Source organism: Aliterella sp. E5.1, from assembly GCF_057473825.1.
In genome coordinates, this window is sequence record NZ_JBYCCV010000014.1 from 1 (window position 1) to 20,342 (window position 20,342).

Consider the following 20,342-nt stretch of genomic DNA (forward strand, 5'->3'; position numbering starts at 1 on the left):
CTGTGACCCCTCTCGCTGGTTATCGGCATCAATGACTTTTTGGCGCAGGTCTACAGAGTACGCTTTCATTTAGTTTCCGTTCAAGTTTACTCTTTAACTGTATTATATTCAATCAGGAACTGCTGTAAGGCAGTATTAGCAATACTAAATACATTATCTACACCATTTGCTTGGTGAGTAACCCCCATTGCCCAACCAAAGACTACAGCCTGAGAACTTGTAATTAATTTGGCGGCGGCTTCAATCTCGCTTCTAGCTACGCCACAAGTAGTAGTAATAGTTTCCCAACTGGTAGAAATAGCGCTTTCAATTACTGCTTCCCAGCCTTCAGTATGAGCTTGCAAGTAATTACTTTGAACTAAGCCTTGCTCGATAATATATTTCTGGATACCGACAAATAAAGCAACATCGCTACCAGGAAGTGGCTGTAAGTAGAAATTTGCTATATCTGAGCCTGTAATCAACTACTTTAGAGGAAAAGCTGGGGAACCAAACTTAACTAAACCAATTTCAACAAGGGGATTAATGACAATTACTTTACCACCGCGATCGCGCAACTTAATTAGCTCGTTCATCAAACGCGGATTGTTATAGGCGGGGTTGGAACCAGTTAAGACTAAACAATCAGACTTTTCTAAGTTTTCTAGACTCACCATAGAAGTACCAGAACCAAACATTTGTTTGAGTCGAGTAGTTGAAGGCGCGTGACACAAATCCGAACAATCTGCCAAGTTATTGGAACCAAGCACCCGCATCATCAATTGCAGCAAATACGCCGCTTCATTAGAAGATCGTCCCGAACTATAAGACGTTACTCTTTCTGGTGGCTGTTGAAAAGCGTCGATAGCGATATTATAGATTTCTTGCCAAGAAATGCGATCGTAATGAGATTGTCCCTCGCGCAAAATCATCGGAAAGCTAAATCTTCCCAATCTATCAGCTTGCTGCGAAGTCAGCTTTTGCAACTGTTCGATGGTATTGTCTGTGAAAATAGAAGCAGGGACGGGCGGTTTAATTTCTGCAGAGATTGCCTCTACACTTTTCATACAGCGCTGGAGTTTTTCACCATTTTCATTGGTAAAGCCGCCTTTTTGACCGCCCGTCCCCCACGCGCAAGACAAGCAAGCGCTTTTATGGAGTAAGGTTTTCCACAGTTTTGTTCCTTCCGGTGGCAGCGTATGCTTTGCCCAATATTCAATTATTGGTAAACCACCGCCAATATTAGGAGTTGCATCATTTTTATCTTCTAGGAGTGGATTAGATTGATTACCAGGTGTTTTATCTACATCCATACCGCTTGTTTTCTCCTAGAGACTTGAACTAATCGTAATTTTAGGCGATCGCCCAAGCGCCGTAACTAAAAACTGTTTTGAATATTTCCTAATAAAATTATTTTCCCTAAATCATGAAAAAAGTAACACGCCGCACTTTTATTACTACTGCCACGATAGCAACAGGTTTTGCTTTAGCCGTACAACCTATTTCTGCCAAAGTTATTACTACGGATTCAAAAGGATTGGTTGCTGGGATGGTAAAAATTCCGGTCAAAGATGGCGAAATTCCGGCTTATCGAGCAATGCCTAGCACGGGTGCAAATTTCCCAGTAGTCTTAGTAATTCAAGAGATTTTTGGCGTACACGAACATATACAAGATGTCTGCCGTCGCTTTGCTAAACTTGGATACAGTGCGATCGCGCCGCAATTATTTGTCCGTCAAGGCGATGTTTTGCAGTTAAATAGCGTTGACAAAATCCGCAAAGTAGTTGCTAAAGTACCCGACGCTCAAGTTTTGTCGGATTTGGATGCAACGGTAAATTGGGCTATAAAGTCTGCAAAAGGTAATGGTGAACGATTAGGAATTACAGGCTTTTGTTGGGGCGGTCGTATTACTTGGCTGTACGCCGCCCACAATCCCCAAGTTAAGGCTGGTGTGGCATGGTACGGGAGATTGGTGGGGAATAAAACTAATTTGACTCCAAATCATCCTGTCGATATTGCGCCTAGCTTAAAAGTCCCTGTACTGGGACTATACGGCGGCAAAGATACAGGCATTCCCCTAGAAACGGTAGAGCAAATGCGTGCAGGATTAAAAACTAGCAGTAGTAGGTCGCAAATTATTGTTTATCCTGATGCGCCCCACGCCTTCTTTGCTGATTATCGCCCCTCCTACCGCCAGAAAGAAGCAAGACTTGGCTGGCAACGCCTCCAAGCCTGGTTTAAGCAGTACGGGGTTTAAAATTGTCTTGTTCTTAAAATTAAGACTTATCTGCAATCAGTTTGCGCCGGGAGCTATATTGACCATGCACGTTGACTAAATAAGGCATTATGTAACTCAAAACTACAGAAATCCAGCGATCGCTAGTCATTTCTCCACGTACAAAGGCAAGTCCGTGATTGACTAAAAAGAGTAGAGAACCGACAAATAGCGCTGTTTTTACGCCTGTTAGGATAAATCGTGGATTTACCAGACTGAGAATATACCCTTTAAAACCAATCATGATCTCAATAAACCTCAGATTCTACATTAAGTAAATCAGACGATTGAGTACCGTAGTTGTTACACAAATTACATAAATTCTAAAATGGCAATCTCTTTGGCTTTTTAAGTAACAAACTATGGCATAGCGCTCATTTGTTCTAAATTTAATACTTGGGCTAATTGTTCTTCCGTCATCAACTCCCTTTCTTTAACAATTTGCCGCAAAGATTTACCTGTTTCTAGAGATTCCTTTGCTACGGCGGCGGCGTTTAGATAGCCAATATGAGGATTTAAAGCCGTAACTAAGGCAAGACTACCTTCAGCATAGCTTTGACAGCGACTTCGATTGGCGGTAATTCCGACAATACAACTATCAGTTAGCGCTGCAATTGTATTTCCCAATATTTCAATGGAGTGAATTAAGTCGTAAGCAATTAAGGGCATCATCACGTTTAATTCTAGTTGCCCTGCTTGGGCAGCGAAAGTAATTGCATTGTCGTAGCCCATCACCTGAAAACATACCATTGCTGTCATTTCTGCCATTACAGGGTTATATTTTCCTGGCATAATTGACGAACCTGGTTGTACGGGTGGCAATTGAATTTCTTTTAACCCCGTTTTTGGTCCTGAATCCATCAACCGCAAATCGTGAGAAACTTTGACCAAATCTTGAGCTAAGTTACGAATTGCTCCCGAAACGTTGACAAAAGGAGCCATACTTTGCATTGCAGCCATCATATGGGGCGCACTCTGTAAAGGCTGGTTTAGTAACTCAGACAATACTTGAGCAACGCGCATTTTATAGTCAGGATGGGTATTTAGCCCTGTACCTGCTGCACTGCCTCCCAATCCTAGCCGAGTTAAATCTGTCTGCGCTAGTTCTAGGCGGGTTTTGTGTTCTCTGAGAATTTGCGCCCATGCGCGGAAACTTTCGCCCAGTCTTACGGGAACCGCATCTTGTAAGTGAGTTCTGCCCGATTTGACAATACCCTTAAATTCTTCAGCTTTAACATTCAAGGCTGAAATTGCTTTATCTAAGGCTGGATACAAACTACGCTTTAGTGCCAACAACCCACCAATCCGAATTGCTGTTGGAATTACATCATTAGTAGACTGTCCGTAATTTACATGATCGTTGGGGCTGACTTTTTGATAGTTGCCCTTTTCATCTCCCAAAATCTCTAAGGCGCGATTACTTAATACTTCATTTATATTCATGTGGTGCGAAGTACCCGCCCCAGCTTGGTAAATATCTACTACAAATTGATCGCGCCAATTGCCTGCAATTACTTCATCTGCCGCCTTGACAATTGCCTCAGCAATATCTCGATCGATGCAGCCAAGTTCTCCATTTACAAGGGCTGTAGCTTTTTTAATCGTCACGCAAGCATCTATATAAGTGGGTAAAGGCTTAATTCCACTAATCGGAAAATTCTCTATTGCTCGTAAAGTCTGGATGCCGTAGTAGGCACTGCTTGGAATTTGCCGTTCGCCCATTGAATCGCGTTCGACACGAAACTCAATACTTTGATGATCGATCTTAGTCATTTTTTGGGAACTTTAAATATAAAATCAGTCTTAGGTATGATGCCAAATATTATGATGAGAATCCCCAGTTTAGAAGCAGAATTTTTATTTCACCAAGGAGTACACCAAGTCAAGGCAGAAAAATACGAAGCCGCGATTTCTTGTTTTACTCGCGCTTTGAGATATAAACCAGATTATAGCGAGGCTTTGTCCCAAAGAGGTTTTGCTTTGGGTAGTTTAGGACGACATGAGGATGCGATCGCTTCTTTTGACCGAGCGCTACTGATTCGCCCTGATGCTTACTGGTTGTGGCACAATCGTGGCATTGCCCTAGGTAAGTTGGGGCGCTACATTGAGGCAATTAATAGCTTCGATCGGGCTTTGGAGTTTAACCCCGATGGTGCGACAGTATGGCACAATCGAGGCATTACCTGGAGCGACTACGGCGCTTTTGAAAAAGCGATTGCCAGTTTCGATCGCGTTTTGCAACTACAAAGCAATGCTTATTGGGCGTGGTACAACCGAGGTACGGCTTTAAAACAATTGCAGCGTACCGACGAAGCTTTAAATAGCTTTGATCGCTCGATTGAGTTTAGACCCGATGGCTTTCTTGCTTGGTATCACCGGGGCTTGATTTTAAGTGATTGGGGAAAGCATGAGAAAGCCTTAGCTAGTTTTTATCGGGCGTTAGATATTCAACCAGAGTGCAATCAAACTTGGTACAACTTAGGATTGAGTTTGGGAAAAATGGAACGTTACGAAGAAGCGATCGCCGCTTTTGATCGAGTGCTAGAGTTGACACCCAATGACTATTGGGGATGGTTTAACCGAGGCGTAGCCTTAGAACAAATTGGGCGACAAGAAGAAGCGGAAATTAGCCACAATAAAGCGATCGCAATTCAGGCGCAACAACAGTTAGAAACTTGAAAAATGCTTCATGAATTTAGCTATCCATCAAAAATAGTCGCACGGGATCTAGTTGCACAAGCCAAGGAAAAGGACGATCTTTTAACACCGCCCACTTTTCTTTGAAAACTTCTGCTTGCAGATGGTAATCGTTAATTTGAGTGGGTGGCTTGTGTAATTTGAGATAAATTGTCATGCGATGGGGTGTTTCGCTAGTTTGCACAACCCAGCAAGGGAAAGTATTTTCCTTTGGGGCATCTCTAAAAATTAGTTGATGGGCGCGAATACCGATATGTTGGAGTTGGTTTGAAATAGATTCTGTAACGTGCAAAGTACAATCCCAATCTATGGCTCGAACTTTTTGGGGTGAAATAATTTGAGCGCGGGAGAAATTTTTACATCCAGTGATTTGAGCCGTTGTAAATGTTCGGGGACGCTCAAAAATGCTTTCTTTAGTTCCGTAAGCCTCGGTTTTGCCTCCAGACAGTACCAAAAGATTTTTACAAACTCGATAAGCTTCTTCTAAGTTGTGGGTAACAAATAGCGTTACACCTTGGTAGTTGCTGACAATTGCAATTAGCTGTTTTTCTAGCTGGCTGCGGAGGTGAGTATCTAGAGCAGAAAATGGCTCATCTAGTAAAAGTACCTCTGGTTGCACTGCTAAGGCCCTCGCTAAGGCTACTCGCTGCTGTTGTCCGCCCGATAAGTTCTTTGAATAGCGGTTTTGCAGTCCTTGCAGGTGCATGAGGGTAATTAGCTCGTTTACGCGCCGATTTCGGTTTGGGGGTGACAAGTTTTGCAATCCAAAAGCAATGTTTTGAGCAACACTTAGGTGGGGAAACAAGGCATAATTTTGAAAGACAAAACCAATATGGCGATCGCGTACAGGTAAGTTAATTTGTTTTTGCTCGTCAAATAGCACTCGTCCATTGAGAATAATGCAGCCACTGTTAGGTTTTTCTAATCCCGCAATGCAGCGCAAAATCATACTTTTACCTGCTCCTGAAGCTCCCAATAATCCGAGGGGATAGTTGTCAGCAGTAAAGTTAGTTATCAAAGTATAATTAGGCAAAGATTTTTGGATATTTACTAGCAAATTATTTTTACTCTCCTTAAAAGCAACAATAGGAGGAGTTAAATAGTTTCCTTCATGATGCTGAGAAGAAGTTAATTTTAACTGCGGCAAATCTGCCCAATAATTCAATCCAAATGTTGCAGCAAAAGAGATGGCGACAATTACCACAACCCAAATCAAAGCGCTATCTATTTCTCCACCTTCCGCCGCAAAAAATATTGCAATGGGAACAGTTTGAGTTTCTCCAGGAATATTACCCGCTAGCATCAAAGTTGCCCCAAATTCGCCCAAAGCACGAGCAAAAGTTAGTATAATTCCAGCAATAACTCCTGACTGACTTAAGGGTAAAGTAACTTGCCAAAAAACCCGCCACTCTGATGCGCCTAATGTCCGTGCGGCTGCAAGCAAATTTGCGTCTATTTGTTTAAATGTTCCTAATGCTGTTTTGTACATCAACGGAAAAGAAACTATAATAGCGGCAATTACTGTTGCATACCAAGTAAAAATTACTGTAATTCCTAATGGTTGCAGTAGTTGCCCCAAACCATTTTTACCTAGTAATAATAGTAAGAAAAAACCGACTACTGTAGGCGGTAAAACTAGCGGAAGCGTAAATAAGCCATCTATTAAATTTTTACCTTTGCCTCGATAGTTAAATATCCACTGTGCCGCAGCAATTCCTAAGAAAAATGTAATCCCTGTAGCTGCAAAAGTAGTTTTAAGAGATATCCAAAGGGGAGATAAATCTAAATTCATTAAATATAAATGTTAACTACGCGAGTTTAATAAGCTTTTGTAAAACCATATCTTTTATAAGTATCATTAGCTTTTTGACTTGCCAAAAAACCTATAAAATTTTTAGCTTGAGTAATATTTTTACTGCTTTGAATAATTGCGACAGGATATACTACTGGAGAATGAGATTTTAGTGGAGCCGTTGCGATGATTTTCACTGATTTTGATAGCTTGGCATCAGTAGCGTAAACAATACCTGCATCAACATTTGCTGTTTCTACATAACTTAAAACTTGACGAACATCTTTAGCAAAAATAAACTTTGATTTGGTAGCATCAAAGATTTTGAAATAATTTAGAACTTCTTGAGCATACTTTCCCGCCGGGACGCTATTAGGTTCGCCCAAAGCAATTTTTATAATGCGATCGCCTGTTAAATCTGCAAAGCTAGAAATATTCTCAGCCTTCTTCGGTACAATCAATACAATTTGATTGCCAAACAGATTTTTTCGAGTATCTGCAAGCAATAAGTTTTTGCTCTGCAAAGCATCCATTTGTTTACTAGCAGCAGAAATAAATACATCTACATTCGCTCCTTGCTCAATTTGTTGCTGTAAAGCCCCCGAAGCGCCGAAATTATAGATAATTTTTACCCCTGGCTGCAATTGGGCATAGTCTTGTTGTATTTCTTCCATTACATTTCGCAGACTAGCCGCCGCCGATACAGTCAAAGTAGGTTGTGGAGAGGTTTGAGCGCAGCTTATCAGTAAAATAGAGAGTAATGTGATCGCACTTAAGTATAAAATTAATTTTTGCCCCATTAGTCTTTAACTGCAACTATTCGCAAACGGCGATAATCTGCAAACCACGTACCATTTTTATATAGTGTTGGGCGCAACTGTTCTTCGACATTAGCCAAAATTCTTGTTTGCGCATCTTCAGAAAAAGCAGCTAATGTACTATTTCTAAACATTTTGAGCCAATTAACTATTCCTGCTTCCCCATCTAAAGGAGTAGGACGATCAAATAATGTCGCAAAAGTCAACTCAAAACCTTGCTTTTCTAATAAACTGCCATATTCCGCAATACTCGGAAAGTAATTAGGGTTTACCAGTTCTTCAAGGGCAGAATTTTCTTGCTCAATTGCCCGATTTAGCGCCGTTTGAATTAAATTAATATTTCCCTTACCGCCAAATTCTGCAACAAAACGCCCACCGGGTTTAAGCGACTTCCAAACACCTGTAATAACTTTTTCTGGCTGTTTGATCCAGTGCAGCACGGCATTAGAAAAAACTGCATCAAATTCTTCAATAAATTCTAGTTCTGCTGCGTCCATGACTGCAAATTGCAAGTTAGGGTAATTTTGACGCGATCGCAAAATCATTGTTTCCGCACTGTCAATCCCTAAAACTTCTGAGCCATAATTTGCAATGTCTTGAGTCAGATGCCCTGTACCGCAACCAATATCTAGTATGCGCTCTCCTGCTTTTGGCAATAATAATTCTACCAAATCTGTAGCCAGCGAGGAGACAAATTTGTGCTTACTATCGTATAAGTTGGCATTCCATTGTTGGGCATTACTATTCATAAGGGTTCTTAAGGTATAAACCTAAGTTATGTATATCAGAAATGCGGTGGCAGCCGATTTGAGTGCGATCGTTAGTATCTATAATGCTTCTATTCCTAGCCGTCTAGCAACGGCCGATCTCAATCCCGTATCGGTGGAAAGTCGCCTTGATTGGTTTTACCAGCATTCCTCTACTAGCCGCCCAATCTTAGTAATGGAAACAAAGCAAGTTATCCTGGGATGGTTGAGTTTTCAATCGTTTTACGGACGACCAGCCTATCAAGCAACAGCAGAAATTAGTATCTACGTCTCCCCCACCTACCAACGCCAGCGCGTGGCGTACAAGCTGCTTACTAGGGCGATTTCTCTTAGTCCTAGCTTAAGCTTAAACACTCTTTTAGGTTTTATTTTTGCTCACAATCAGCCTAGCGTAAAATTATTTGAGCTATTTGGCTTTCAAACTTGGGGACATTTGCCTCAAGTCGCTAAGTTGGACGCAATTGAGCGCGATTTATTAATTATGGGTCGTAAAATAACTTAAAATAACTTAATAGAAGTTCTTTTTAAACTAATTACCCGTTTTAATTGCTGATTGGGACTGACACTCCCCAGCTTTAACTTGTGGTGGTTCCACTTCAAGAAGCTTCTGCTACAGCCAATTTTATTAGCAAGGGACTTGCTTAAGGTGTTTTTTAGGTATTCATGACTACATCAGAAATCAATTTTCAGACAATACCATCTGCTTCTAAGTCAGATCTTACTCTCAAAGATATAATCAAAACCTTACCAAAAGAGTGTTTCCAGCAAAATCGCGCCAAAGCTTGGTCTAGAGCGATCGCAAACGTGTTTATGGTTGGCTTGGGCTATGTAGGACTTGCTTTTGCTCCCTGGTACTTCTTGCCTTTATTATGGGTTTTTACGGGTACAGGGCTAACAGGATTTTTTGTAATTGCTCACGACTGCGGACATCGTTCTTTTGCAAAACGCCGTTGGGTAAACGATTTGGTAGGGCATATATTTATGATGCCGTTAATCTACCCTTTTCACGGCTGGAGAATTAAGCATAATCATCACCATGCTTACACCAATCACCTCGAACAAGATAATGCTTGGCGACCAATTACCCCCGAAAAATACGAAGATTGGGGAAGTTTTAGACAGTCGGTGTTTCAGGGATTCGCCAAAAATCGTTTTTGGTGGGTAGGTTCTATTGCACATTGGGCGGTAACGCACTTTGATTTGTCCAAATATCAGCCCAAAGAACGCTCGTATATTAAGCTATCAGTTACCGTCGTAGTTGTTTTTGCGGCGATCGCTTTTCCACTACTAATTGCCACTACAGGAATCTGGGGTTTTGTCAAATTTTGGTTAATGCCTTGGCTGGTATACCATTTCTGGATGAGTACCTTTACTTATTTTCACCACACAGCATCGGATGTCCCATTTGTAGAAGATAGTAAATGGCAAGTTGCGATCGCGCAATTATCAGGTACTATCCACTGTAACTATCCACGTTGGGTAGAATTTCTCTGTCACGATATCAACGTCCACGTACCCCATCATATTTCTACAGCGATTCCGTCTTACAATTTGCGGTTAGCTTATCGCAGTATCCAAGAAAATTGGGCGGCGTATCTGCATGATGAGTGCAAATTTTCCTGGGCGTTGATTAAGGACGTTACAGATAAATGTCATCTTTACGACGAGGAAGAATGCTATCAATCTTTCTCCCAATATCAGCAATCTAAGCGATAAACTTAGGTAGAGTTTTAGGTGATAGAGGCGTTAATAATACGTCTCTATCTACTATTTAAGTTTTCAATTTGTCTAACTACTGTCAAAGCCGAATAACTAACTCCGGCGGTTCCTTCACCAGGATGGGTAGAGTCACCAACTAACCACAAATGCTTAATCGGGGTGCGGTTAGCAAAACCAAAAGGACCAAAAGTCGGTACTCTTTGCCCAATTCCACCCACAATGCCTAAGTCACGGGCGGTATAGCGCGCAAAAGTGCGAGGGGTTGCAGCTTCTTGATGCTTAATTGTTTCTGGAGTGAGGTAGAAAAATTGCGCTAAATGTGCGATCGCACTTTCAGTATATTCTTGCTTCATTGCCTCGTAATCGCCCCGCCACCAAGGGTGAGGATCGACAAAGGAAGATGCGATAATTGTGGCAAATCCATCGGGGGCGCGTCCATCGCCAGGATGACTGACGGAGACAAATAAAGAATTATTTTCGCCGATAATTCCTTCGCGATCATAGAGAAATTGTAAATGTGGCGGACAATTTGCTGGAATTGCCTCTTGTTTTACACCCAAGTACACAACAAAAGCCCCGGATGCTTGGGGGAGTTTTTCTACGCGGCGAGTGTAACCTTGAGGAGCGTTTTCGCCTAATAGCTGCACCAAGTTTTGCACAGTGACATTAGCAACTATTTCATCGGCGATTTGCGTCCAAACTTCACCATTTTTTTGATTGCGAATTACAACCCCCGCAGTACCATCTTTTACCTCAATACTTTCGACAGTGTGACGCATCAACAGCTTACCGCCGTCTCGTTCTAAAGCTTTTACTAACAAGTCGCTCAATACCTGCATACTACCTTGCAAGTGAAACAATCCTTGGGGCAATTGCGACACGTTCAAAGCTGTTGCAGCGTACAGTAGTGGTGTTTCTTCCGCATCTACTTGAGAATAAAGCTTGAGTTGCAAATCGAGAAAAGTCCGCAAACGGCGATCGCGTTCTAACCCACAGTTTCGTAGCGCATCTCCTACGGTGAAAAAGGTATAGGGTAAGGTAATTAAGGTTCCAGGGCGTACAGCCTGCGTTAGCTGCCACAAATCCCACAAATTGCGGGGAGGTAGTACCGGATCTCGTCCTTGAAATGCCCAACTAGCCTTAAATAAATCCTCTAACAATTTCCAAAAGTCTTGACTACCAGGAAACTGTCGTAAGCGTTCTTCTTGCCACTTTTCGCGGCTTCTCCATACATTAATTGGTTCGCTTTCCCCTGGTAAATATACCGCGCAAGCCGGATCGCAGGGTGTAGCGGCGGGTAAATCTATCTCTAATTCCGAAAATATGCGGTGATGAATCCCACCAGGTTCTAAGCCTGCAACTTGAGTTGCACCTACATCAAAGGTAAATCCTTGGCGTTTAAAGGTAGAAGCACAGCCACCAGGGACTATAGCTTGATCTAAAACTATGACTTCATAGCCACGATGTGCCAGTAATGCCCCCGCCGTTAAACCGCCAATTCCCGCCCCAATAACGACAATGCGAGATTTATTACTTTTTGCTGGGCTAGGCATAGATGAATAATGAAAGCGTACTATATAAAACTTAACATTTTTTAGAAAAGCGCTGAAAAGTGCGATCGCATCTGGTAGCTCTGGTAGCAATTAAAAATAGCTTCTGTAACTTTGCCTTTTTTAGCAGCTTTATTTTTGACAAAACTTTTTAGTGTTAATTTTGCCTAGTCTGGGCATACTAAGCTTGAGTCATCAATAGAGTTTTTATGACATGGATTAATCAAAACCCAGAACAGCAAGCGCGCGATCTCATTGATAAGCTTTTGAGAGCGTCAGGCTGGAGTATTCAAGATAAGGACAAGATTAATTTAGCGGCTAGTGTCGGCGTTGCGATTCGGGAGTATCCCACCGATTCAGGAATTGCTGATTATGTGCTATTTGTAGATCGCCAAGCTATAGGAATTGTAGAAGCTAAACGCGAGGAAGAAGGGCATCGCCTGACAGTAGTTGAGGAACAGTCAAGAGGATACGCTGAAAGTAAGCTCAAATACCTCAAAAACAAGCCTCTGCCTTTTGTTTATGAAAGTACGGGAGTTTTGATTCGTTTTACCGATAGACGCGATCCTAAGCCCCGCTCCCGTCCGGTTTTTTCTTTCCACCGTCCCGAAACATTCCTTTCTTGGTTAAAGCAAGAAACGTCTTTAAGGACGCGATTGCTCGATATTCCTGCTCTTAATCCTGACAAGCTGCGAGATTGTCAAGTCCGCGCTGTGAATAATCTAGAAACATCTTTTAAAGCAAGTCGTCCCCGTGCTTTGATTCAAATGGCGACGGGAAGCGGTAAAACTTTTACAGCAATTACTGCTGTTTATCGGTTGCTTAAATACGCTAAGGCGGAGCGGGTTTTATTTTTAGTTGATACCAAAAACCTGGGAGAGCAAGCCGAGCAGGAGTTTTTGAGTTATACGCCCAATGATGATAATCGCAAGTTTACGGAGTTGTACAACGTCCAAAGGTTGAAATCAAGTTATGTAGCAACCGATAGCCAGGTGTGTATTACCACTATTCAACGCTTGTATTCGATTCTCAAAGGTGAGGAGTTGGATGAAAGAGCAGAACAAGAAAATCCTAACGAGTTGGTACAGATTAAAGCGCCAATGCCTGTAGTTTACAATCCCAGGATTGCTATTGAGTTTTTTGATTTTATTGTCATTGATGAGTGTCACCGCTCTATTTACAACATTTGGAAACAGGTACTTGATTACTTTGATGGGTTTTTGATTGGCTTAACTGCAACCCCAGATAAACGCACCTTTGGCTTTTTTAATGAGAACATTGTTAGCGAATATTCCCATGAGGATGCTGTAACCGACGGCGTGAACGTTGGTTATGACGTTTATACTATTGAGACGGAAATTACTAATCGAGGCAGCGAAATTGTTGCTCAAGAGTTTGTAGATAAGCGAGATAAGATGACTCGTCAGCATCGCTGGGAACAGTTGGATGAAACTTATAGCTACTCTAGCAAGCAGTTGGATAGAGATGTAGTTAATCCTAGCCAAATCCGCAATATTATCCGCACCTTTAAAAACAAACTTCCCGAAATTTTCCCCCATCGTGAAGAAGTACCTAAAACGCTGATTTTTGCTAAAACCGACAGTCACGCTGAAGATATTATTCAAATTGTCCGGGAGGAGTTTGGCGAAGGTAATGCTTTTTGCAAAAAGGTAACGTATCAAGCAGAAGATCCTAAGTCCGTATTGGCACAGTTTCGCAACGATTATTATCCCCGAATTGCTGTAACCGTCGATATGATTGCCACAGGTACAGATGTTAAACCTTTGGAATGCTTGCTTTTTATGCGAGATGTGAAAGCGAGTAACTATTTTGAGCAAATGAAAGGACGAGGGACGCGGACTTTGGGACAAGATGACCTAAAAAAGGTTACTCCTTCGGCTGCTTCAGCTAAAACCCATTTTGTAATTGTCGATGCTGTGGGGGTTACGAAGTCTTTAAAGACCGATAGTCGCCCTTTGGAGCGCAAGCGCACTGTAGCGATTAAAGACTTGATGATGGGGATTATGATGGGCGCACAGGATGAGGATGCTTTTACATCTTTAGCGGGGCGTTTGGTGCGTTTGGAAAGACAAATAACTCCTCAAGAGCAGGAAAAGCTATGTAGTTTGACTAATGGGCAGACTTTGGGAGAAATTGCTAAATCTCTGTTAAATGCCTACGATGTTGACAAAATAACTGAAAAGGCACGGCAAGACAACCAGCTTTTGGGGGTTGAAGTTCCTAGCAAAGGGCAAATGGAGGCTGTACAGCAAGAGTTGATTAGCTCGGCGAGTCGGGTGTTTACAGGAGAGATAATTGATTATTTGGATAAGGTGCGGCAAGTTCACGAACAGATTATTGACACAGTGAATATAGACGCGGTGCAGTTTGCAGGCTGGAATGTGCAGGCACTAGAGCAGGCGGAAAGTCTGGTAAGGGATTTTACAACGTATATTGAGGCTAATAAGGATGAGATTACAGCGCTGAAAATCTTTTACAATCTGCCTTACCAGCAACGGACGGTTAGTTATCAGACGATTCGAGAACTGTTAGAAACTATTACTCTTAATAAGCCGCAGCTTGCGCCGTTGCGAGTATGGCAAGCCTACGAGCAGATAGAGCAAGTAAGTGGTAAAAATCCGCTTAACGAGTTAACGGCGTTGGTGGCGTTGATTCGGCGTGTGGTGGGGATTGATGCTACTTTGACTAGCTATGAAAATACCGTAAATCGCAATTTTCAGGCGTGGGTATTTAAGAAACAGGCGGGAGCATTGAAGTTTAGCGAAGAACAAATGGAGTGGCTAAGGATGATTAAGGAGCATATTGTTAGTTCGTTTCATCTTGAGCCAGAAGACTTAGATTATGCACCCTTTGATGCTAGAGGTGGGTTAGGGAAAATGTATCAGCTTTTTGGGGATGATATGAATGCGATCGTTCAGGAAATGAATGAGGCATTGGCGGTGTAAGTATGTCTATAGATTCTAATTCAGAACAATTAAATTCTATTTGTGGGAAAGAAAACTTACCTAAACAGTGGGCGTTTTGTTCGCTAGGAGATTTACTAACAAGACTCTCTAATGGCGCAAATGTAACGCAATACAAAGAGAAGGTTGGTTTTCCAATTACAAGGATCGAGACTATCTCAAATGAAATCGTTGATGAGTCCCGCGTTAGATATATTTTCGAGTCAAGTGAAGAATTTGTTGAAAAATATTCGATTGAGTATCAAGATATTTTATTGAGTCATATTAACAGCGATTTACATCTAGGAAAGACTGCCATTTATAGAGGTAAACCCCAGGTATTGATTCATGGAATGAATTTACTATTACTTCGCTCATCTGAATATATATATTCTGACTACTTAAATTATCAACTAAAATATCTTCGTGTTAGCGGTGTCTTTATTAAGATTGCACAAAGAGCAGTTAATCAATCGTCAATTAATCAATCAAAATTAAAAAATATACAAATTAAAGTTGCGCCACTCTCTGAACAACATCGTATCGTTGAGAAAATCGAAGAATTATTTTCTGACCTTGACAAAGGAGTTGAGAGCCTAAAAACTACTCAGCAACAACTGAAGATTTATCGCCAAGCCGTTCTGAAATGGGCATTTGAGGGAAAACTTACAGCGAAGTGGCGTGAAGAAAAAAAGCAACAGGGAGAGCTTAAAAGTGCGGGGGAGCTTTTAGTTCAGATTAAAGCAGAACGAGAGAAACGCGATCTCCAGCAGCTACAAGAATGGAACGAGGCGGTTAAGGATTGGGAAGCGAATGGAAAACAGGGGAAGAAGCCAGGGAAGCCGAGGAAGGTCGAGTGTATATCTCACTTTACTGATAGCCAGATCGAAGCGCTATCTGTGTTGCCTGATAGCTGGATGTGGGCAAAACTGGGAAATCTGACCATGTTTAGTCCTAGAAATGGATATTCACCTAAGCCCGTAAGTTACCCTACAGGTGTAAAAAGTCTTAGCTTAAGCGCTACAACATCAGGAAAATTTGATCGACAATACTTTAAATATATTGATGAGGAAATAGCTGTCGATTCTTACTTATGGCTAAAACCGGGAGATGTTTTAATTCAACGAGGTAATACGATTGAATATGTGGGTATAGCGGCAAAATACAAAGGAGACTCTAGCGAGTTCATCTATCCCGATCTGATGATGAAAATCCAGTTTGCTGAGAGTTTGAATACAGACTACTTTCATCTAGTGATAAATAGTCAGCGAGCGCGAACTTTCTTTAAAGAGCGAGCAACTGGCACGGCTGGAACTATGCCCAAGATTAATAAGGCAACAGTTAACAACCTCCCGATTCCTTTGCCAAGCTTTGCCGAACAACATCAAATAGTTCAAGAAATTGAGTTTCGGCTTTCAATATGCGATCGCCTAGAAGCAACTATTACTGAAAACCTGCAAAGAGCCGAAGCCTTGCGTCAAAGCATTCTCAAACAAGCATTTGAGGGTAAACTTGTCCCCCAAGATCCCAACGATGAGCCAGCAGAGCAACTAATAGAACGAATTAGACAAGAAAAGCTGAACGGTAAAAATGGAAAACAGCTAGAGCTTGAAATCTTTGTTGATGGAAAGATTGAATAAGCTAGAGATATGTAAAAAGAGCGATTTATCTGCTCCCTTCAAAACTCGTATCCTAGCGTTAGCAACACTACTTCTTCTAATTGAGCGATCGTTTCAGTATTGAGTTGTCCCAACTTCTGAATTAACCGAGTTTTATCTAGCACGCGCATCTGAAAACATAGTGCAACGGAATCCTGAGCTAACCCGCTATTTCCTTGGGCGATCACTATACAAATTGGTAATGAGGCGCGGCGTAGGTTCGTAGTTAGGGGAATTGCAATAATTGTTGTGGAAAACTGGGAAACAATTTCATTTTGAAACACGATAACAGGACGAGTACCCGCTTGCTCAGAACCCTGAGTTGGATTGAGATTTGCTAACCAAACTTCCCCCCGTTTAAACTGGCGATCGCTCATTGCCGATCTTCGTGATTCAGTATTGCTGCATAATCAGTCATTCCTGCTTCAGCAAGAAAATGGTCTTCTTCTGCAAACTCCGTCGCAAGGGTTGCCAACCTAGCAGGATCTAGGACAACATGACGGCGTTTATCCCGAAATTTGAGGAAGGCAATAAAGTCAGCTACTTGCTGAAGTTGCCTCTTTGTAAGCTGATCGAGGTCTTGCTTGAGAGCTTCATTACTAATTGGCATAACGGCGAGGTAGAAGGACTTTAAGCTAGATTCTATTTTATCAATAAAAAAAAGCCCGTTTGCAGCGAGATTTAGAGCTATTATCGGGAAAAAAGCTGAATGCAGTATCTAACTAAATGGTTGCGTTTATAGCGTTTAGTTTGCTACGCTGAAAAACATAGAGTTAAGGAACAAACAGATGCCATCGGTTTTAGCTCGTGAGCCAATCGCTGCTACAGAGCAGGAGCGACCAAATATAGCCAAGGTAGAAGACTTTTTTACTCGTCTAGATAATGAGTACAAGCCTTCCCTCCCTCGCCTTGTAAGTTCAGCAGGTGAAGCGATCGATTTACCTGAGTCAGTATTTCATCTTCTACGTCAGCTAGTGCATGACTTAGCGCAAGGAAATAGCGTCACGATTGTTCCTGTACATAAGGAATTGACAACTCAAGAAGCCGCCGATATTCTGAATGTTTCGCGTCAGTATTTAGTTGAGTTATTGTCCGCAGGAGCTATCCCTTTCACATTGGTAGGTACGCATCGTCGTATCCGTTTTGGCGATCTAATAGATTACAAAGAGAGCCGTGATCATAGCCGACGTGAGGGTTTATCGCGCTTGACAAAGAAAAGCCAAAAACTGGGACTATATGGTAAGTCGTCCAAAAGTGCAGAGCATGAATAAAGACAAGACACAGTTAATGGGATTCATGAGGAGTTACCTGTGTCAACGTTTGGAGTAGTTTTGGATGCGTGTGTACTTATCCCTGCTCCCTTGCGAGATACTTTGTTACGAGCGGCTGAACTAGGAATGTATCGATTACACTGGAGCGAACTGATTTTAGAAGAAGTCAAACGCAATCTTATCAAAAGGGACATGACTAGCTCTGTAGACGCTCAGGAACTCATTGATGTGATGTCTGAGTTTTTTGCAGAGGTTTTTGTCCGAGGATTTGAGACGTTAATCCCATGTATGACCAACGATGAGAAAGACCGTCATGTACTGGCGGTGGCTGTGATGTCCAGATCGCAAGTAATTGTCACAAGCAACATCAAAGACTTTCCCGACACAGCGTTAGCTCCTTTTGGGATTGAGGCTCAAACACCAGATGATTTTCTCACCCATCTTTTTGACTTGAGTCCTAAGTACATGGTAAAAATCTTAACCGAACAGGCACAAGATTTGGTCGATCCACCTATGAGCGTACAGGAAGTTCTAGAAGATATTTCCCTTCATGCACCGAGGTTTGTTAGCACTATTTCTCCATTATTCCTTTAGCTAACCTCCTTGCGCGATCCCATGAAAGCTTTAAAACGCCCAATAGCTAACCCTTTAGGTGGTCGGGTACAGGGATTTGTTGGGCTGCTGACTATGTTGTTTGAGAGGTTTTGAGATTACCTGCCTTCCACTTTCTGCCTGCCTTTTACGCAAATCCTCACAAATTGCCTGTAAATCATAATTGAAAGATTTGGTGTGTTCTTCTCGAATCTTGTAAATTTCGTCGAGAACTTCATCCTTCCACATTTTTACTCTCCCATTAGCTCGTATGGTGTACAAATAGTTAGTAGTTCACTCGTGCACAGTCAGGATTGTTTGCGTAGTAGCATTTTATCTCTAAAATGAGCAAGGTTCATTATTGCAGTATTTGCGATCGCGTGATCGCCCTAAAACTACCACTACGAAAAACTTACTATGTCCAGCACCGCCGCGATCGTTTCTAAAGTTTGGAGCTTCTGTAATGTCCTGCGAGATGATGGAGTAGGCTACGGCGATTACCTCGAACAGCTTACCTATCTCTTGTTTCTCAAAATGGCAGATGAGTACAGCAAACCTCCTTACAATCGCACGGTAAATATTCCCCAAACCTATAATTGGGAAAGCCTGATAACAAAGCGCGGCGCAGAACTAGAAGCCACTACATCAGCATTTTGCGGGAACTAGGACAACAGACAGGAATGCTCGGTCAAATCTTCACCAAGTCCCAAAACAAAATTCAAGACCCCGCCAAACTCTACAGCCTAATCGATACCATCAATAAAGCAAGTTGGGTAATGATGGGCGCAGATGTCAAAGGCGATATCTATGAAGGACTGCTAGAGAAAAACGCCGAAGACACCAAAAGCGGCGCAGGACAATACTTCACCCCCCGTGCCCTCATCTGGGCAATGGTAGCATTCGCCCCGAACCCAAAAAGACCCTAGCAGACCCCGCCTGCGGTACTGGGGGCTTTATTTTGGCAGCTTATGACTTTTTAGTCAAAAATCACCAATTAGACAAAGAGCAAAAAGAATTTCTCAAACACCGTACCTTTTCAGGTAACGAGATTGTTGCCAATACTCGCCGCCTTGCTTTGATGAATATGTTTTTGCACAACATCGGCGATATTAGCGGTGACAGTACAATTTCCGCTCAAGACGCACTAATTGGCGATTCTGGAGAGCGATTTGATTACGTGCTGGCAAATCCCCCCTTTGGCAAAAAAAGCAGCATGACGTTTACCAATCAAGAAGGGGAACAAGAAACCGAAGACTTAACCTACAATCGTCAAGATTTTTGGGCGACGACATCTAACAAGCAACTAAACTTTGTCCAGCATATCCATACCATCTTGAAAACTACAGGAAAAGCCGCCGTAGTCGTTCCTGATAACGTCCTATTTGAAGGCGGTGCAGGGGAAACGGTACGCAAAAAACTTCTAGAAAGCATCGACCTACATACCATCTTGCGTCTACCTACAGGTATCTTCTACAAGCAGGGAGTAAAAGCAAACGTTATCTTCTTTGACAACAAACCCGCCGCTAAAGATCCTTGGACAAAAGAAGTTTGGTACTACGACTTTCGCACCAATATCCACTTTACTTTGAAAGCCAACCCTATGAAGCGGGAAGATTTGCAAGATTTTATTGACTGCTATAACCCCGCCAATCGCCACGAGCGCACGCAAACTTGGTCGGAAGCAAACCCCGAAGGAAGATGGCGCAAGTTTACCTACGACGAGCTAATAGCTAGAGACAAAACTAGCCTCGATATCTTTTGGCTCAAAGACCAAAGCCTCACCGATCTCGATAGCCTTGTAGACCCCGATTTACTCGCCGCCGAAATTGTGGAAAACCTAGAAGCTGCCTTAGATAACTTCAGAGCGATCGCACTTTCTTTAGATATGAATGGGAACTTGCTATCTCCAAATTAACTGTAGGTAAATCTATCTCTAATTCTGCAAATATGCGGTGATGAATCCCCCCAGGTTCCAAACCAGCTACTTGCGTTGCACCCATATCAAAGGTAAATCCTTGGCGTTTAAAGGTAGAAGCACAACCACCAGGGACTATAGCTTGATCTAAAACTATGACTTCATAGCCGCGATGTGCTAGTAATGCCCCCGCCGTTAAACCGCCAATTCCCGCGCCAATAACGACTACACGGGATTTATTACTTTTTGCTGGGCTAGGCATAGATGAATAATGAAAGCGTACTATACAAAACTTAACATTATTCAAAGCTTGCGTCAGAAGTCCTTATCTATCTAAACTTTGGATT

At 42.2% G+C, this 20,342-nt stretch carries 17 protein-coding genes and 3 pseudogenes; 9 read left to right on the plus strand and 11 right to left on the minus strand.

The window, feature by feature from the left end; genetic code table 11:
• Nucleotides 1-125: 125 nt before the first annotated feature.
• Nucleotides 126-1,292 (minus strand): annotated as a pseudogene (locus AC2VE5_RS07455) (molybdopterin-dependent oxidoreductase); the annotation flags it as partial.
• A gap of 113 nt (nt 1,293-1,405) precedes the next feature.
• Between AC2VE5_RS07455 and AC2VE5_RS07460 the strand changes: the two are divergent.
• Nucleotides 1,406-2,236: a dienelactone hydrolase family protein gene (locus AC2VE5_RS07460; RefSeq protein ID WP_486887140.1), complete on the plus strand. Its 831-nt coding sequence runs from the start codon at nt 1,406-1,408 to the stop codon at nt 2,234-2,236.
• Between the two features lie 19 nt (nt 2,237-2,255).
• Here the strand turns inward: AC2VE5_RS07460 and nrtS are convergent, their stop codons facing one another.
• Together nrtS and AC2VE5_RS07470 are read right to left on the minus strand one after the other, a co-directional pair.
• On the minus strand, nt 2,256-2,498 hold the full coding sequence (gene nrtS / locus AC2VE5_RS07465) for a nitrate/nitrite transporter NrtS (RefSeq protein WP_486887141.1): 243 nt from the start codon (nt 2,496-2,498) through the stop codon (nt 2,256-2,258).
• 116 nt (nt 2,499-2,614) lie between these two features.
• Nucleotides 2,615-4,027: an aspartate ammonia-lyase gene (locus tag AC2VE5_RS07470; RefSeq protein WP_486887142.1), complete on the minus strand. Its 1,413-nt coding sequence runs from the start codon at nt 4,025-4,027 to the stop codon at nt 2,615-2,617.
• A 36-nt stretch (nt 4,028-4,063) separates the two neighbouring features.
• On the opposite strand from AC2VE5_RS07470, the gene AC2VE5_RS07475 reads away from it, so the two are divergent.
• Nucleotides 4,064-4,933 (plus strand): tetratricopeptide repeat protein, encoded by an 870-nt coding sequence (locus tag AC2VE5_RS07475; RefSeq protein WP_486887143.1) that lies wholly within the window; start codon nt 4,064-4,066, stop codon nt 4,931-4,933.
• Nucleotides 4,934-4,949: 16 nt separating this feature from the next.
• On the opposite strand, the gene modB is transcribed toward AC2VE5_RS07475, so the two are convergent.
• Genes modB through AC2VE5_RS07490 form a run of 3 tightly spaced genes read right to left on the minus strand, consistent with a single transcriptional unit; the run spans nt 4,950 to nt 8,310 of the window.
• Nucleotides 4,950-6,743: a molybdate ABC transporter permease subunit gene (gene modB / locus AC2VE5_RS07480; RefSeq protein WP_486887144.1), complete on the minus strand. Its 1,794-nt coding sequence runs from the start codon at nt 6,741-6,743 to the stop codon at nt 4,950-4,952.
• Between the two features lie 26 nt (nt 6,744-6,769).
• Nucleotides 6,770-7,543, minus strand: a complete 774-nt coding sequence (gene modA / locus AC2VE5_RS07485; RefSeq protein ID WP_486887145.1) for a molybdate ABC transporter substrate-binding protein — start codon at nt 7,541-7,543, stop codon at nt 6,770-6,772.
• Nucleotides 7,543-8,310 carry a class I SAM-dependent methyltransferase gene (locus tag AC2VE5_RS07490; protein WP_486887146.1) on the minus strand — a complete coding sequence of 256 codons (768 nt, stop codon included), beginning with the start codon at nt 8,308-8,310 and terminating at the stop codon, nt 7,543-7,545. The genes modA and AC2VE5_RS07490 overlap by 1 nt, the downstream gene beginning before the upstream one ends.
• Nucleotides 8,311-8,338: 28 nt before the next feature.
• Between AC2VE5_RS07490 and AC2VE5_RS07495 the strand changes: the two genes are divergently transcribed.
• Entirely contained in the window at nt 8,339-8,830 is a 492-nt protein-coding gene (locus AC2VE5_RS07495; RefSeq protein WP_486887147.1) for a GNAT family N-acetyltransferase, read from the plus strand.
• Between the two features lie 161 nt (nt 8,831-8,991).
• Nucleotides 8,992-10,044: a fatty acid desaturase gene (locus AC2VE5_RS07500; protein ID WP_486887148.1), complete on the plus strand. Its 1,053-nt coding sequence runs from the start codon at nt 8,992-8,994 to the stop codon at nt 10,042-10,044.
• Between the two features lie 44 nt (nt 10,045-10,088).
• On the opposite strand, the gene crtD is transcribed toward AC2VE5_RS07500, so the two are convergent.
• A complete protein-coding gene (crtD, locus tag AC2VE5_RS07505) occupies nt 10,089-11,600 on the minus strand; it encodes a C-3',4' desaturase CrtD (RefSeq protein ID WP_486887203.1) in 1,512 nt (503 codons plus the stop codon).
• Nucleotides 11,601-11,806: 206 nt separating this feature from the next.
• Between crtD and AC2VE5_RS07510 the strand changes: the two genes are divergently transcribed.
• The gene (locus tag AC2VE5_RS07510; protein WP_486887149.1) at nt 11,807-14,563 is read left to right on the plus strand and encodes a type I restriction endonuclease subunit R; all 2,757 of its coding nucleotides are present in this window, start codon (nt 11,807-11,809) and stop codon (nt 14,561-14,563) included.
• 2 nt (nt 14,564-14,565) lie between these two features.
• On the plus strand, nt 14,566-16,200 hold the full coding sequence (locus tag AC2VE5_RS07515; RefSeq protein WP_486887150.1) for a restriction endonuclease subunit S: 1,635 nt from the start codon (nt 14,566-14,568) through the stop codon (nt 16,198-16,200).
• Between the two features lie 38 nt (nt 16,201-16,238).
• On the opposite strand, the gene AC2VE5_RS07520 is transcribed toward AC2VE5_RS07515, so the two are convergent.
• Both AC2VE5_RS07520 and AC2VE5_RS07525 read right to left on the minus strand, forming a co-directional pair.
• Nucleotides 16,239-16,595: a type II toxin-antitoxin system PemK/MazF family toxin gene (locus AC2VE5_RS07520; protein ID WP_486887151.1), complete on the minus strand. Its 357-nt coding sequence runs from the start codon at nt 16,593-16,595 to the stop codon at nt 16,239-16,241.
• Complete coding sequence (locus AC2VE5_RS07525) at nt 16,592-16,828, minus strand: hypothetical protein (RefSeq protein WP_486887152.1); 237 nt, start codon at nt 16,826-16,828, stop codon at nt 16,592-16,594. The genes AC2VE5_RS07520 and AC2VE5_RS07525 overlap by 4 nt, the downstream gene beginning before the upstream one ends.
• Before the next feature lie 178 nt (nt 16,829-17,006).
• Here AC2VE5_RS07525 and AC2VE5_RS07530 point away from each other — a divergent pair, with 178 nt between their 5' ends.
• Nucleotides 17,007-17,489 (plus strand): excisionase family DNA-binding protein, encoded by a 483-nt coding sequence (locus AC2VE5_RS07530; protein ID WP_486887153.1) that lies wholly within the window; start codon nt 17,007-17,009, stop codon nt 17,487-17,489.
• A gap of 39 nt (nt 17,490-17,528) precedes the next feature.
• The gene (locus AC2VE5_RS07535) at nt 17,529-18,083 is read left to right on the plus strand and encodes a PIN domain-containing protein (RefSeq protein ID WP_486887154.1); all 555 of its coding nucleotides are present in this window, start codon (nt 17,529-17,531) and stop codon (nt 18,081-18,083) included.
• A gap of 54 nt (nt 18,084-18,137) precedes the next feature.
• Here the strand turns inward: AC2VE5_RS07535 and AC2VE5_RS07540 are convergent, their stop codons facing one another.
• Nucleotides 18,138-18,329, minus strand: a complete 192-nt coding sequence (locus AC2VE5_RS07540) for a hypothetical protein (protein ID WP_486887155.1) — start codon at nt 18,327-18,329, stop codon at nt 18,138-18,140.
• A gap of 168 nt (nt 18,330-18,497) precedes the next feature.
• Here AC2VE5_RS07540 and AC2VE5_RS07545 point away from each other — a divergent pair.
• Nucleotides 18,498-19,995 (plus strand): annotated as a pseudogene (locus tag AC2VE5_RS07545) (class I SAM-dependent DNA methyltransferase).
• Nucleotides 19,996-19,999: 4 nt separating this feature from the next.
• On the opposite strand, the pseudogene AC2VE5_RS07550 reads toward AC2VE5_RS07545, so the two are convergent.
• A pseudogene (locus AC2VE5_RS07550) lies at nt 20,000-20,257 on the minus strand (FAD-dependent oxidoreductase); the annotation flags it as partial.
• Nucleotides 20,258-20,342 lie beyond the last annotated feature (85 nt).

Excerpts from the sequence above, each read along its gene's own strand:
- AC2VE5_RS07470 (WP_486887142.1), bottom strand. The coding sequence starts at position 4,027 with ATGACTAAGATCGATCATCAAAGTATTGAGTTTCGTGTCGAACGCGAT.
- AC2VE5_RS07520 (WP_486887151.1), bottom strand. The coding sequence starts at position 16,595 with ATGAGCGATCGCCAGTTTAAACGGGGGGAAGTTTGGTTAGCAAATCTC.
- AC2VE5_RS07530 (WP_486887153.1), top strand. The coding sequence starts at position 17,007 with ATGCCATCGGTTTTAGCTCGTGAGCCAATCGCTGCTACAGAGCAGGAG.
- modB (WP_486887144.1), bottom strand. The coding sequence starts at position 6,743 with ATGAATTTAGATTTATCTCCCCTTTGGATATCTCTTAAAACTACTTTT.
- AC2VE5_RS07510 (WP_486887149.1), top strand. The coding sequence starts at position 11,807 with ATGACATGGATTAATCAAAACCCAGAACAGCAAGCGCGCGATCTCATT.
- AC2VE5_RS07515 (WP_486887150.1), top strand. The coding sequence starts at position 14,566 with ATGTCTATAGATTCTAATTCAGAACAATTAAATTCTATTTGTGGGAAA.
- AC2VE5_RS07475 (WP_486887143.1), top strand. The coding sequence starts at position 4,064 with ATGATGCCAAATATTATGATGAGAATCCCCAGTTTAGAAGCAGAATTT.
- AC2VE5_RS07490 (WP_486887146.1), bottom strand. The coding sequence starts at position 8,310 with ATGAATAGTAATGCCCAACAATGGAATGCCAACTTATACGATAGTAAG.
- AC2VE5_RS07500 (WP_486887148.1), top strand. The coding sequence starts at position 8,992 with ATGACTACATCAGAAATCAATTTTCAGACAATACCATCTGCTTCTAAG.
- AC2VE5_RS07495 (WP_486887147.1), top strand. The coding sequence starts at position 8,339 with ATGTATATCAGAAATGCGGTGGCAGCCGATTTGAGTGCGATCGTTAGT.
- AC2VE5_RS07540 (WP_486887155.1), bottom strand. The coding sequence starts at position 18,329 with ATGTGGAAGGATGAAGTTCTCGACGAAATTTACAAGATTCGAGAAGAA.
- crtD (WP_486887203.1), bottom strand. The coding sequence starts at position 11,600 with ATGCCTAGCCCAGCAAAAAGTAATAAATCTCGCATTGTCGTTATTGGG.
- AC2VE5_RS07460 (WP_486887140.1), top strand. The coding sequence starts at position 1,406 with ATGAAAAAAGTAACACGCCGCACTTTTATTACTACTGCCACGATAGCA.
- AC2VE5_RS07525 (WP_486887152.1), bottom strand. The coding sequence starts at position 16,828 with ATGCCAATTAGTAATGAAGCTCTCAAGCAAGACCTCGATCAGCTTACA.
- nrtS (WP_486887141.1), bottom strand. The coding sequence starts at position 2,498 with ATGATTGGTTTTAAAGGGTATATTCTCAGTCTGGTAAATCCACGATTT.
- modA (WP_486887145.1), bottom strand. The coding sequence starts at position 7,543 with ATGGGGCAAAAATTAATTTTATACTTAAGTGCGATCACATTACTCTCT.